Origin of the sequence: Paenibacillus sp. JNUCC-31 (assembly GCF_014844075.1) — a bacterium.
GTDB lineage: Bacteria > Bacillota > Bacilli > Paenibacillales > Paenibacillaceae > Paenibacillus.
Window position 1 is genome coordinate 3,103,482 of the sequence record NZ_CP062165.1, and the last position, 14,028, is coordinate 3,117,509.

A 14,028-nucleotide genomic window follows, 5' to 3' on the forward strand; every position below is an offset into this window, starting at 1 on the left:
GAAGGAGCGATGAACGATGGAATATCGACGTTTGGGGAATAGCGGTCTACGTGTTTCCGCACTTGGACTCGGCACCAATGCCTTTGGTAAACGGGCGGACGACCCGACTTCGATCCGCATTATTCATGCGGCACTGGATCAGGGAATTAATTTTATCGATACCGCCAACATCTACGCCGGAACGGAATCAGAGCGGATTATCGGACAGGCCCTTACAGGTCGACGGGAAAACGCTGTGCTTGCTACCAAAGCCGGACTCCCCCGGCATGACGGTCCCCATGGGCGCGGTTCCTCCCGCTACCATTTGCAGCAAGAGCTTGAACATAGCCTGCGGCGCCTGCAAACGGACTATGTGGATCTGTATCAGATCCATACCTTTGATCCGCACACACCGCTGGATGAGACGCTGCGCACATTAGACGATATGGTCACTTCTGGCAAAGTCCGCTATATCGGAGCTTCCAACTATGCAGCCTGGGAGCTGATGAAAGCTCTTGGTACCAGCGAGCTGAAAGGATATGTACGTTATATCTCGACCCAAACCAGCTACTCTCTGGCTGATCGCACACCTGAACTTGAACTCGTGCCGATGTGCCTTGATCAAGGTGTCGGCATCATACCGTATTTCCCGCTGGCTGGTGGCATTCTGACAGGCAAATACAATGGCGAAGCTGGCGTACCTTCCGGTTCCAGAGCGGATACCGATCCGGCCTTCAATCGTTTCCTGCTTGAGCGTAACATTAATTTAGGTGAACAAGTGAGCCAAAAAGCAGCCGAATTCGGATGCTCCCCGAGTGTACTTTCACTCGCCTGGCTGCTGGCAAGACCTGCCGTTTCAACCGTAATTGTGGGCGCTACCCGTCCCGAACAGCTGGAGCATAATCTCGCCAGCCTGGACATGAAGCTGACCAAGGATATGATCGCCGAGCTGGATCAGCTTAGCGATTCATTCCGCCATGGTGAGCCTTTTGCCACGTACCGCTTAGATTAAAACCAACCTCCCTGCGAATAAGTTCGAGGGAGGTTGGTTGGTTTATGTTGGACATTCTGAATGTCGTATTTGTATTCGTATATTATAATTAATCCCAATTCCACTACAATCTGTAGTTTAATCGGATATAGAAAAAAAATCGCTATGAACTAACGATCTGATTTATGTTTGATAAATGTCTGCATGATCTCCATGTACTCTTCTTTCCGATCACTGATAAGGTCGAAAAATGCATTGTCTGCTGCCTCAGCCAATTCGATCCCCTCAATTGCCAATCGCGTTCCTTCCGGCGTGGTTGTAATAATGTTGGCACGAGTATCGGTCAGATGACGATTACGGACAATCAGTCCTCTTTTTTCAAGAGTTCGAAGCACCTGGGAAGTCACGTTAACATCAACGTTGGCAAATTGGGCAAGTTGGACTTGGGTTACGCCTTTCCCCTCTTGATCGTGTTCATTCAGCCATACACAGGCATGTAATAACACAAACTGGGGTTGTGTCAGTCCAAGAGGCTCCAGAACCCTACGCATTTCCTTTTGCCACATCGTGGTGACCTGCCATAACAGGTACCCCGGACTTTCTTGTGCGTTTTTATATCGTGAAATTTTCATTTTATACCTCCATCGTTGATACCTTGAGCTTAACCTTATAACGTTTGTTGAAGCGAATCCGTTTCAACGTTGTACATTCTATAGGGAATAATTAGCGCGAAGGAATAAATTGTTTCACCCATTGTCCAAATCCCTGCGGATTACGACTCTGGATCAGGACAATCCCCTCACCCCGGAATCGGCATACCAGTCCTTCACCGCTGGTCACGCTGGATAACCACCCTTGTGAAGCCTTCTCAATGCGATAATCCATATAATTGGGCCATGCCACCAAGTGAGCATTATCCACGATCACTTCTTCACCCGCAGTCAGATGGATAGCATGGATTGCACCGTATGACGACAAGAACACGGTTCCTCGTCCGCTGATCTCTATAATAAAGAAACCCTCTCCCGAGAAGAGGCCTTTCTTCAAGTTTTGCATTTTGGTATTCACCTGAATACCTTCGGTTCCGGCCAGAAATCCATCTTTCTGTACATAGAGCGAATAAGAGCCATCCAGTTCAATCGCCTCCACATCCCCCATGCTTGATGGTGAGAGCAGAATTTCCGCAGATCCCCCTGCAGCCGTCAATTCCTGAAAGAAAAATTTCTCGCCACTGAGCATTCGTCCGATTCCGCCGAACATGCCGCCCTCAGCAGATCCCTTCAAATCAACGGTTGGCGTCATGGATACCATTGCCCCGCTCTCTGCCTTGAACCGTTCTCCCCGCTGCAAGTGAATCTTGAGCATCGCAAATGCACCATCGTATAAAATTTCATAGTTCATGGCTTCATCAGCTCCTTGTTGTCCGTGTTAAAATCATTTAGCCCATTATCCTCCAACACGGAGGATTTGTCTCCGTATTCCTTAATAATATGCTGATCTCCCCAATTACATAGTGCATTTAGAATCGGTTCCAAACTTCGGCCATAGTCGCTCAGCTCATACTCTACTTTGGGAGGAACCTGATTATATACGATTCGGTTCACAATCCCGTCATCTTCAAGCTCTCTAAGCTGTTGAGTCAACATTTTCTGCGTAATTGCGGGCATAATACGCTTGAGATCACTCGTCCGTTTCTTCCCGTGTGTCAGATGGCAGAGGATGACGCATTTCCACTTGCCACCGATGACTTCAAGCGTTGCTTCAACTGAAATATTATATTTCTTTCTGATCATGCTGCATGTCCTCCCTGGGATTGTTATTCATAAAAGCAATGGCTATATAGGCACTAAAAAGTACGTAGGGTACTAAAAAGTACGTACTATTCATTTTATGTCGAATAACTCATAATAGCATTTGCCGGTACGTAAATCTACATTCTGGGGAGTTGAACAAGACAATGTTACATGATTCAAAACGCAGTACCTGGGCATTGCTGGCGCTGGCAATCAGTGCGTTTGCCATCGGCACCACTGAATTTATCAGCGTTGGTCTGCTGCCCCTTATTGCAGATGACCTGGGCATTTCCGTAACGACAGCGGGACTGACCGTTACTTTATATGCATTAGGCGTAACCTTCGGGGCACCGATTCTGACCTCATTGACGTCAACGGTGTCACGCAAGACGCTGCTGCTTGCCATTATGGTTGTTTTTATCGTTGGTAACACCATGGCGGCGCTCTCAAGTGGAATTACCATGCTGCTCATAGCACGAATCATCTCCGCTCTGGCACACGGCGTATTCATGTCCATTGGTTCCACCATTGCGGCAGACCTGGTCCCTGCAAACCGCCGGGCGAGCGCTATTGCTATCATGTTCTCTGGCCTGACCATTGCTACAGTAACCGGTGTACCCCTGGGTACACTCATCGGTCAAAACTTGGGCTGGCGCGCAGCTTTCATTCTTATCGTTGTCGTAGGTGTTGTGGCCTTTATCGGCAACATGCTTCTCGTGCCATCCACGTTGCAACGCGGAACGCGAACTGCATTCCGTGAACAACTGAAGCTGGTCACAGGCGGACGGTTGTTGCTGGCTTTTGCCATTACAGCTGTGGGATATGGGGGAACGTTTGTGGTGTTCACTTACCTGTCCCCACTATTGCACGATATCAGCGGATATTCCGAGAAAACGGTCGCGGGAATTCTGCTGCTGTACGGGATCGCCATTGCTATCGGTAATATTATTGGAGGGAAAGCAGCCAACCGCAATCCGCTCCGAGCACTCTTCTATATGTTTATCATTCAGACCGTCATTCTGGGCATACTATATTTCACAGTTCCCTTTAAGCTAGCAGCATTACTCACCATACTCGGCATGGGCCTGCTTGCCTTCATGAATGTGCCAGGGCTTCAGATGTACGTCGTGACGCTCGCAGAACGTTATGCTCCACAGGCCAAAGACGTCGCCTCCGCCTTTAACATCGCAGCCTTTAACGCAGGTATCGCAATTGGTGCATATTTAGGCGGTGTAATTACGGACTCCATCGGTCTGATTCATACCACATGGGTTGGTGCAATTATGGTTCTGGCTGCTGTGCTTCTGACTGGCTGGGCAAGAGTGCTTGATCGTAGAGATCCCTCTTCTCCATCAGAGACAGAGTCAGGTTCAGTCAGAACCGCAGGCTAGCATGCATCATTTCCCTGTGATGAAGTACCATTGCGGAACCGGTTTGCCCAATATTGTATTCTAGTATAATACGTTGATTCTAATTCGATCTATAGTGATCTATAGTGATCTAATTGAAGAATTCCTCTGGGCTAGACTGAAAAAGAAATATAATAATAATGGATACAAAATTTGAGGAGGATTTCACATGACAGCACAACATTTACAATCCACAGTAACATTAAATAATGGCATTTCAATGCCTTGGTTTGGACTTGGCGTATTTAAGGTAGAAGAGGGAGCTGAACTCATCGAGGCTGTTAAACAAGCGATTGCTCACGGATACCGCAGTATTGATACAGCTGCTATATACGGCAACGAATCCGGTGTAGGTCAAGCGATTGCCGAGGCTTTGAAGGAAAATAATCTGAAGCGTGAAGATCTGTTCATTACCTCCAAAGTGTGGAACGCAGATCTTGGATATGAAGAGACGCTTGCGGCCTATGAAACAACGCTGAGCAAACTTGGGTTGGAATACCTGGACCTGTATCTGATTCACTGGCCAAAAGCAGGCAAATACAAAGGCGCATGGAAAGCAATGGAACAACTGTACAAAGCAGGCCGCATTAAAGCCATTGGCGTCAGTAACTTCCAGATTCACCACCTTGAAGATCTGATGCAGGATGCCGAATTGAAGCCAGCAATTAATCAGGTAGAGTACCACCCTCGTCTGACTCAAGTTCGTCTCAAAGCATTCTGTGAGAAAAACGGAATTCAATTGGAAGCTTGGTCCCCGCTGATGCAGGGTCAACTTCTGGACAATCCGGTTCTGACCGAAATTGCCACTGCGAAAGGTAAATCGGTAGCACAGGTCATCCTGCGCTGGGACTTGCAGAACGGTGTCATCACCATTCCGAAGTCTACCAAGGAAAAACGTATTGTCGAGAACTCTTCCATCTTCGACTTCGAATTGTCCAATGATGAGATGGAGCGTATTAGCACCCTGAACGAAGATGTTCGCGTTGGACCTGATCCGGACAACTTTGATTTCTAATTTGAAAGATAACTAAATAAGCTAATGCCTATACAGGTAAAAAAGCAGGCAAAACCTCCAATCTTCGCTATGTGCGAAGTTGAAGGTTTTCCTTCTTTTTTGGCTTCAGTAATTCCTTCGTCCCTAAAATACCCCATCAGCTTGAATAACCTTTTGCCATTTCTATTTTAGAAGGCTCCCATTTCCCATTAACAAATGCATATCTAACGATCGCATCCCCTAAATAATGACTTGTTGAAATCTGAATTGGTAACTCCGCAATAAGCTGGTTATCCTGTATCTCAAATCTCAATATATTCTGAACCATAGGTTGTTTAAACCAATCGTTGGAATCGCTCTCGCTGAACTCAAAGGAGTGCTCCTGACCATCAACGGAAACTGTATACTGTCGAATCTCCTTATGTGTTTTTAGATCAACTTTAATATGACTGAGAACAAATTTTCTCGGGTCCGATACCAGTATTTCTGTAAAATCTGATTGAAGCACATGCACTTCCGAATCATGTACTCCAGTCCCCGTCCCTTTGGTCAGAATAATGATAATTTCATCTTCCCCATCTGCATCTAAATCAACGACCGATATTTGAGGATAAAAGGAAGGATTGGCTACATTGCTCCAATTGAATGTTTTCATTTCCCCGTTTACTTCTACATCTAAAGATGAAAATATATCTTTTTGTATTTTATCCCGAACACCATAAATAGCTATTTTCTGATCTGAAGTCTCGGATAGTCGTGTATTGAGAGTCGATGTAGCTGGTGGTGTAGCATTTAATCCAGAAGCGGCCTCATATGTATTTGCAGGACTTGAAGACTGATTATCTGCCCCACATCCAGATAACAAAATAGCTCCCACCATTGTGACAATACTGATTTTTTTCAAAAAGTGTATCCTCCAGTTCATTTTTTTTGCTATCGATCAATGTCCCGCTCTTAGACCTGAACTGCGAAGAACCTCGGCTGCCCTTAACGGTACAAGGGATATGTTCACAAGCCTAATTTAGTGCCATCTGGTGTCGACTTTTATGTGGAAGCATTTGGGCAAGAGGGCCGTGGGGACGTAAACATACGTGCTCATTTTCTAAGGAACACAGGCCGTCTTATTTAGAGCCAAAGCCCTCTTTTTCAATAGTAAGGAACACCTGACACGCTATTTTTCTAAAACACCCTATAAAAATGCTAAACACTACCTTAAATTCGGATATAACGTGTCTCCGATTCCTTAGCCTTATACAGGCGCTTCAAAACCCTGAATAAGACGTCTCAGATTCGTTAGTGCTCCGCCCACAAGCGAGAGGGGCGATTTCGAATACCCAGTCGAAACGAAGGTCTACAATACAGAAAATTACTCTTGCAACGACTAGATTAATTGCTTACCGTTCTTATTCAGCAATTAATTGCTTCTTGCTCAAATCGAGTTTATAAAGAGCGTCTTTTGCGTCTTCTTTAGGGGTACCCGCTCCAACGGGCGGATGAACAACTAAACCGTCATTTTCGACACTTGGCAAAGGTTCGGATTCAGAATACAGAAGTTTCTCAGAAACTTGGCCCTCTTTAACGATCTCTAATAGGAATGCATCTCCACTTTGTTTGGTGACCGCGAATAAATAACCTTCCAATCCATGCCCTGTTTGGTATTGTGGGGTGAGGATATAAACATCAGCATCTTCAAAACTCACCCTTTCAAAGGTTAATGTTTTGTCAGATGGCTGAACAAATAAATATGCCGGTAGTTCCAATAAAACTTTATCCTGATCTTCGTGTCTGTAGACAATAGAATAATTACTCTGGAAGGTCTGATCTCCCTCTTGTCCCTCCGTACTAGAAACGTTTAAATGTCCTCTTTCTTCCTTACCATCGGAAACCATAAGCAGGGTTCCCTTCTCCGTTTGTTGTTCTGCCTGAATTGATTGGTCTTCATTAACTGAATCAATGGTAATTGAATCCGTGAGATCCGACTTGGGAAATACACTAGATATATCACCCGAAGAATTTTGTTCTGGTGTAGAAGAATTATTGGTGGTTTCTTGATTGGTATTTTTGCCGGGTGTAGTCGCACCACTGTCTTTTTGATTATTACAGGCGAGGAGCCCACTAAACAGCAATACCGATGACGCTAATAACAAAGTATATTTCTTAATTGTAAACTCCCGCTTTCATATACAAATTTTCCTAACATTATACCAATCCATTTATCCAATAAGTTTAATAAATGTATTTCTTTGTTTAAAATCGCGTAATATTTAAGTTCTAATTTAAAATTCATTTAGAGAACTTCATCACTTTTTTCCTCATGATCTGTTAATATTAAAGGGCGAGTGAACCCGGCAAAAGTTTCTCGCCCAAAGTCGATTGTTTATTCAATCGGCTTTTTTATTTGTGCTTTCTCTCTATTATACTGATTGATTAAATCATCCAATACCATTGACTGTTTGATTACTGCGGGGTGTTGAACCCCCCTGTGCTTTTTTGCCAGGGCGTGAAGGCGAGTCCTGGCACGTTCAATACGCAACTGTATGAGAAGGCTTCTTTTCATAGAACCCCATCCTCCTTTATGATATTTTAGGATATGTTGACAGATAATAACATAATCTTTTAAAGGCACAAAAACGATGAAAGCTAACTCTTAGGAAACTCGAAAATACCTTGTGGTAAATTTTCTATTTCATGAACCCTCTCAAAGATTCAGTATTGAACCATTTGAACAAATCATTTACATAAGATCAGAATCAAACATGCGTATTCCCCAATATTGCATCCCATATCCATAATTCAGGAAAGCAATCATTTCTTAAACAAACGAAAAAGGGCGCTCCCGAGGATCAGGAACACCCTATATACTTTTGCTTCATGTTAAGTACCCCAACCATGCCCCATTGTAGCCAACATTATTGGCGTAGATACGACAATAGCAACACTACAGAGAACCAAGTAGTATAACGTTTTTTTTCGCATTGAGCCGATGCACCTCACTTGATAGTTTTTTGAATTTCTCTTTCGCTTCGAGATCCGCACAATCTCTATATTGCTCAAAAAGAGCCATACAAGTAATGATATTTTTTCCACTATTTATTGTAATCGATAAATTCAAACCTTCTAACACAAGTTTTATTGCAGTATCAGCATCCTTGCTTGCATTGAAACGATACACAGCCAGATCACCGAGGAATTGGGCGTAGCTCTCTTTTAAAATAGTCGGCTTATACTCCCCAAACTCCGTTTTGTCTGATTGATAGGGGATATATGCTGCAAAACGCTCTAAGATGCTATCAATATCCAATCCATATAAATTGGCTGCTTGGACCATGTACCTTACAGCAATAAATATTTCATCTTCTTGCGATGCTATGTAATCCGCATATACGTGCAAAACATCCACTTCTCCGGACATTAAGCGATAGAGAAATGTGTTCGCAACGGCCCATTCCGAAAATTGTCCAACAATCCGTTTGGCTTCCTCATCCTTTTCTTGAACCCAACTTTTCCCGCCAGCATACAGGGATACAAATTCCAATGCTCTTTTGTAGTCTCCACACTCTTCACTGGCCACTGATCGAGCCAGATAAGCATAAAGAATATAGTAATACAAAGGTCGTTCCGTCCCTTTCTGGGCTTCTTCTGATCGTTCAGATCGACATTGTAAATCATACTGAATCGTTGCAATCCGATGCATTTCCTTGGCTAAAGCATCGACTTTTGCCCATTTGTGAACCATTCCAAAAACGTGCATCAATTGTTTTAAAGCTTCAAGCTGATCCGCTTCATCGAGACGGTTAACGTACAGCTCAAATTGAGTTGCCGCACGCACATTCTCTTCCAAATCCTCTCCCAAATCAATCAGGAACAAACGGTAATGACACAGCGCGAGCCGCTCAGAATGCTGATACTTTTCTGCCTCACGCACACTCCTATATAAAATCCCTGCAGCCGAACGTTTGTTATTGGCAAACAACTTTTCAGCTATATCAAAAAGCACAGAGACATAGGAGAGATCATCCAATAGACGATTAACAATTTGTTCGACACAATCCAAACGATCTAATTCAGCGCAACGAATAATAAACGGCCGGATGCGCCGGATGGAGATCAAAAAGGAAAAGCATTCATCTATGTAATCATCAAAAAAGAAGTCTTCGGGTAATCCCATCCCTGCGGTAATAGCGACAAGCTGGCTCATAGATATGGGTTTATTCCCCTGCAAAATACGGCTAAGTGTACCGGAATTAATACCAGATATTTCAGCAAACTGAGAATGTATAATATAGTTACTTTGCATATGTTGCATCAGTTTTTTTCGAATTGAATTTGTAGACTCCAATACAAAACACCTCACGCAAAAAAAACCAAAAAATAGGATTACATACCTATATATAACTTATCTTAGTTAGGAATCAACCATCGGTCAACAATAAATGTATTATTTAGAAAAAAGCTCCTACAAAAATATTGTAAGAGCTTTCCCCTTCCCCTATAAATAACCCGGCAAAGGCTTCTGGAAAGCCGTTAAATTTGGCCAATCTAATTATACATAACGAACTATAGATCTACAACTATAGTACATGTTTATTAGATCGTTATAACTTCAACGCAACTCATATACAATTTTGTCTATACCATGTATAAGGGGTTATAACGTGAAATTAAAAGAGGCACGCGAAGCAGCAGGATATACACAAGAATCTCTAGTATTAAAAATCAACGAATTTATGAAATGTACCCTACGACATTATCAGAATATCGAATATGGACTAAAAATCCCCAGTGTTGTCCTCGGCCTACTTATCGCTAAATTGTGCCGGATCGATGCGAATACTGTGGACGAATGGAAGATCAGGAATAAAGAAATTCAGTAATTTGAAAAGCTCTGTATCCCTGATTCTGTTGACCACATCACGACGATCCAGACGAATTGCCGGATGCATACCACGACGAGAGCTTCATTCATATGGGCAAAAAACCACCGGATCAAGGACCGGTGGTTTTTCTTGTCTACTGCAGATTTCAGTTAAAAATGTTGTAATTCAATTTTTAACTATTGAAGCTGCCACAAGGCAGGAACGTTAGATGGCTCCCACCCTGCCAAGGAGGTGTGGGACTGCAAACATTTATACGTCTTACCGCTATATGTGACCAATTGTCCTGCAGTATAAGCTGTGTTGACCTGCCATGCGGATACGCCGGGATTCGTCGTTCCTGCCGAAGTTTTCACGCTCACAGCGTTGCTCGCTGGCGACACATTGCCTGCCGCATCTTTTGCTTTTACCGTAAATGTATACGAGGTATCCGCCGCAAGCCCGCTGATCGTTGCCGTCGTTCCGGTTACCGTGGTTGCCAGTGCCGTTCCATTGTACACGTCATAACCCGTTACACCCACATTGTCATTGGATGCTGTCCAGCTCAGCGTGATGCTGGATGTTGTTTGCGCAGTAGACGCAAGGTTCGCTGGTGCAGTTGGTGCTTGCGTATCGCCTCCTGGCTGAGCTGTTGTGCTTACAGTTACAGCATTACTGGCTGCAGACAGATTACCTGCCCCATCTTTTGCTTTTACCGTGAAGGTATATGAAGTTCCCGCTGTAAGTCCGCTGATTGTTGCTGTCGTTCCTGTGACCGTTGTCGCAAGATTAGCGCCATTATAGACGTTATAACCGGTAACCCCTACATTATCCGTTGAAGCATTCCAAGCCAGCGTCACTGAGTTTGCCGTCACACCTGTCGAACGGGCATTCCCGGGTACGCTTGGTGCCGTCGTATCTACTGGTGGCACTGTACCTCCGGTAGGCAGATCGGCTTTCAGTTTGTTTTGGAGTGTTTTGTTACGGTCACCGCTGAGCTCCCAGAACATCGCTCCGCCGAGTCCTTTGCTTTTGATATATGCCGTTTTATATCCAACGGACTCTGCATCATCATAACTGATAAAGCGCTTGTTGGACGCATTATAGAGATATGGTACTTTGGCCGTGTCATTCCAGTAACGCGTGTATCCATTTTTGTTGATGTAATTGGCTTCCAGATCGTAGAAGTCAAAGGAACCTGCTTCCCATGTTCCAACGGAAGAACCACCTGTGCACGTCTGATACTGGCCGTTTCCTGCCTGTGCACATCCATCCCAGCCACGGCCATAGAATGGAACACCAAGCACGAGTTTAGCGGCCGGTACGCCTGCATCCAGATGCCCTTGTGCTCCGGCTGCCACATTAAATGTATTGGCATCTGGCACGCCAGCGGCTGAAGCCGCAGGATCATAGTTCAATGGCGCATTATGTGCGCTGATCTTTTGCCAAGCGCCGTTAAAATCGTATGTCATAATGTTAATCCAGTCGACGATGGCGGCAATTTTTGCAAGCTCGGTATTGGCAGCATAGGTCGCAGACGCGCCGCTTGCAATCGTAAGCAGATACTTCTTGCCGTCTACAGCTCCTGCTGCATCCAGCTTTTCACGGATTTTGCTCAGGAGAAGAGTATAGTTTTGCTTATCTTCAGGACGTTTGCTGTTACCATCAAGTCCGCCTGATACCGGGTACTCCCAGTCCAGATCCACTCCATCAAAATTGTACTTCCGCAGGAAATCGACGGCGGAATTCGCAAAGACCTCTCGGGTTGCAGCCGTGGCGGCTACATCGGAGAAACGGTTGGACCACGTCCATCCTCCGACGGAGATAATAGTCTTCAGGTTTGGATTGGTTTGTTTCAGCTTGTTAAGCTGATTGATATTGCCTGCAATGGGCTGATCCCACGTATCCCCTGCAAATGTCTTGCCCGTATCGATCCATGGATCGCCGAGCACAATCGTTCCGTTCGGGACATTAATCGTTTGGCTTTTTTCATTCTGACAGGTCCAGGTTACCGGATTGGGTCCCGAAGGGTCCGGATTTCCATGAATGCCGTTCCAGCAAATATCAGCAAACGCATAGTTGATATGCGTCACTTTGGTCGGGTCGATATCGGCTACATTATAGTTTCTGCCGTACGCAGCCCAGGACGGATAGTAACCAACGATTTTATAAGAATCTGCTGCTTCGGCCGTAGCAGGTTGGAGCGTGAAGGAAGGAACAATGACGGATAAGAGCAGGGACAGACCAAGGAAAAACTTTGCAGTCTTCTTAAAAGCAGTGTGTTTATTTAAATTGATCATTTAATACACAACCTCCTCTGTCTTTTGCGTGCTAAGTCCATTCAGGAATGGACGATGTGCGTTCGAAAACTGGTTATTCGTATACGCGTCCCAGTTGATTGACCAGGTCATAATGCCCTTGAGACCGGCATAGCCCGCAGGCTGGCGCAAGGTATAAGAACCGCCGTATGTTACTCCTTTGATCAGATAGTTCAATGCCTTTTGCAGCTCGGCTGGTGCCGTATAGCCGCCTCCAGCCGCCTGCTGGGAAGCTGGTACGCCAATCGCAATCTGATCCGGGCGGAGAGGACTAAAGAATGGACCTGAGCTTCCGCCTACGTTAAACCCTTGAAGCAGCATTTCGGCCATGGCGACATGAAAATCGGCTGTCCCTTGAGCGTAAGAACGTCCATCCAGCCCCACCATCGAACCGGTGTTATAGTGCTGCACATGAAGCAGGGTCAGGTCATTGCGCAAGGCATGGATCACTGGAAGATACGCCCCCCATGGACCACCATAGTTCAGATATCCGCCCTGTACGTAGGCCGTTTCCGGTGCAGCGGTCAGGACAAAATTAGCACCAAAGTATGATTTAAGCGCTTTCACGCCGTTAATCAGGTTCACGATCTTCGGAGTCGTTGGACTGCGAAAGTCGGTATCGCCCGCATTTAAAGACAGGGAGCTTCCTTCAAGATCGATGTCGAGACCATTGAATCCGTAAGTCGAAATAATAGATTTGAGGGAATTCTCGAACTGTTGTCTCTTGGTCGCATCTGTGAGCTCAATCGTGCCATTGGCTCCTCCCATAGATATCAGTACCTTCTTCCCTTGGCTTTGAAGGTACGCAATGTCCGACTTGAACTCTTCTACCGTAGCGTTATACGGAGTAAAAGCGAGCGTTCCGCTGCCGGGTGAAATCGGCTCGGCAAAGGAGACATTAATAACGTCATAGGCTGATGACACGTTGCGCAGTTTAATATTGGTAGAGCCATTGTCGAAGTTGTGCCAGTAGCCGATCAGCCATTTGCTGCCGCTAGGCCCAGGATTCGAAGATCCGGTGGAAGTGGTAACGCTGAGAGAGGTGCTTGCTGCGGACAGATTGCCTGCCGCATCTTTGGCTTTAACTGTAAAAACATATGTGGTGCCGGCTGTCAGTCCTGTTACTACAGCCGTAGGCGTTGGAGTGTTCGCCGCGAGAGTACCGTTCCGGTACACTTCATATCCGGTGACACCCACATTGTCCGTGGATGCGTTCCAGGTAAGATTGACCGATGTCTGCGTGACGAAGGATGAGGTTAAACCTGCTGGGACGGAAGGTGGTGTCGTATCCAGAGTTGGAGTTCCCCCTCCAGTACCTTCCCCGACGTATTTCCACAATGCAGGCACATTTGAGGGCTCCCATCCGGTCAAAGCCGTATGGGGCTGAATACATTCATAATCTTTATTTAAATAGGTTACTAGATCTCCTTTTTTGTATGCGGTGCCTGCCTGCCATTGGGCAGCGGCATCTGCTCTTGGTGCAAACCATGTAATAATCAGAAGAAATGCCAAAGCGAATGTAATGACCGGGCGGAATCGAACAGCTTGATTCAAGCAAAATCCCTCCTGTATTCAAATTATTTTCACCTTGCAAACAATGCTTCACTGGTGCACATACATGTGATCCGCGATCTATAGAGCTCATACAACCGTCTAACGATGAGTATTCCTTCACTCCCTTTCCTTATCAA

13 protein-coding genes are annotated in these 14,028 nt (G+C 45.3%); 4 read left to right on the plus strand and 9 right to left on the minus strand.

Going from position 1 to position 14,028, the window contains the following annotated elements; genetic code table 11:
- The first annotated feature begins 16 nt into the window (after window positions 1-16).
- Complete coding sequence (locus tag JNUCC31_RS13345) at window positions 17-991, plus strand: aldo/keto reductase (RefSeq protein WP_192271803.1); 975 nt, start codon at window positions 17-19, stop codon at window positions 989-991.
- A gap of 149 nt (window positions 992-1,140) precedes the next feature.
- Here the strand turns inward: JNUCC31_RS13345 and JNUCC31_RS13350 are convergent, their stop codons facing one another.
- The 3 genes from JNUCC31_RS13350 to JNUCC31_RS13360 form a co-directional block, all read right to left on the minus strand.
- Entirely contained in the window at window positions 1,141-1,602 is a 462-nt protein-coding gene (locus JNUCC31_RS13350; protein WP_192271805.1) for a MarR family winged helix-turn-helix transcriptional regulator, read from the minus strand.
- Window positions 1,603-1,693: 91 nt separating this feature from the next.
- Window positions 1,694-2,371: a TIGR00266 family protein gene (locus tag JNUCC31_RS13355; protein ID WP_192271807.1), complete on the minus strand. Its 678-nt coding sequence runs from the start codon at window positions 2,369-2,371 to the stop codon at window positions 1,694-1,696.
- Entirely contained in the window at window positions 2,368-2,763 is a 396-nt protein-coding gene (locus JNUCC31_RS13360) for a winged helix-turn-helix transcriptional regulator (protein WP_053782581.1), read from the minus strand. Before JNUCC31_RS13360 ends, JNUCC31_RS13355 begins: the two co-directional genes overlap by 4 nt.
- Before the next feature lie 164 nt (window positions 2,764-2,927).
- On the opposite strand from JNUCC31_RS13360, the gene JNUCC31_RS13365 reads away from it, so the two are divergent.
- On the plus strand, window positions 2,928-4,154 hold the full coding sequence (locus JNUCC31_RS13365; RefSeq protein WP_192271809.1) for an MFS transporter: 1,227 nt from the start codon (window positions 2,928-2,930) through the stop codon (window positions 4,152-4,154).
- Between the two features lie 187 nt (window positions 4,155-4,341).
- The gene (locus JNUCC31_RS13370) at window positions 4,342-5,187 is read left to right on the plus strand and encodes an aldo/keto reductase (RefSeq protein ID WP_192271811.1); all 846 of its coding nucleotides are present in this window, start codon (window positions 4,342-4,344) and stop codon (window positions 5,185-5,187) included.
- Between the two features lie 136 nt (window positions 5,188-5,323).
- Here JNUCC31_RS13370 and JNUCC31_RS13375 read toward each other — a convergent pair whose 3' ends face one another.
- From JNUCC31_RS13375 to JNUCC31_RS13390, 4 genes are all read right to left on the minus strand, one after another.
- Window positions 5,324-6,070, minus strand: coding sequence for a hypothetical protein (locus JNUCC31_RS13375; RefSeq protein ID WP_192271813.1), 747 nt, complete (start codon window positions 6,068-6,070; stop codon window positions 5,324-5,326).
- 499 nt (window positions 6,071-6,569) lie between these two features.
- Window positions 6,570-7,313, minus strand: a complete 744-nt coding sequence (locus tag JNUCC31_RS13380) for a hypothetical protein (RefSeq protein ID WP_192271815.1) — start codon at window positions 7,311-7,313, stop codon at window positions 6,570-6,572.
- A gap of 230 nt (window positions 7,314-7,543) precedes the next feature.
- Entirely contained in the window at window positions 7,544-7,723 is a 180-nt protein-coding gene (locus JNUCC31_RS13385) for an aspartyl-phosphate phosphatase Spo0E family protein (protein WP_192271817.1), read from the minus strand.
- 381 nt (window positions 7,724-8,104) lie between these two features.
- On the minus strand, window positions 8,105-9,505 hold the full coding sequence (locus JNUCC31_RS13390; protein WP_228469645.1) for a helix-turn-helix domain-containing protein: 1,401 nt from the start codon (window positions 9,503-9,505) through the stop codon (window positions 8,105-8,107).
- A gap of 316 nt (window positions 9,506-9,821) precedes the next feature.
- Here JNUCC31_RS13390 and JNUCC31_RS13395 point away from each other — a divergent pair, with 316 nt between their 5' ends.
- On the plus strand, window positions 9,822-10,040 hold the full coding sequence (locus JNUCC31_RS13395; protein ID WP_192271819.1) for a helix-turn-helix domain-containing protein: 219 nt from the start codon (window positions 9,822-9,824) through the stop codon (window positions 10,038-10,040).
- A 179-nt stretch (window positions 10,041-10,219) separates the two neighbouring features.
- Here JNUCC31_RS13395 and JNUCC31_RS13400 read toward each other — a convergent pair whose 3' ends face one another.
- Both JNUCC31_RS13400 and JNUCC31_RS13405 read right to left on the minus strand, forming a co-directional pair.
- A complete protein-coding gene (locus JNUCC31_RS13400) occupies window positions 10,220-12,319 on the minus strand; it encodes a glycosyl hydrolase family 18 protein (protein WP_192271821.1) in 2,100 nt (699 codons plus the stop codon).
- The gene (locus tag JNUCC31_RS13405) at window positions 12,320-13,891 is read right to left on the minus strand and encodes a chitinase (protein WP_228469646.1); all 1,572 of its coding nucleotides are present in this window, start codon (window positions 13,889-13,891) and stop codon (window positions 12,320-12,322) included.
- Window positions 13,892-14,028: the final 137 nt, after the last annotated feature.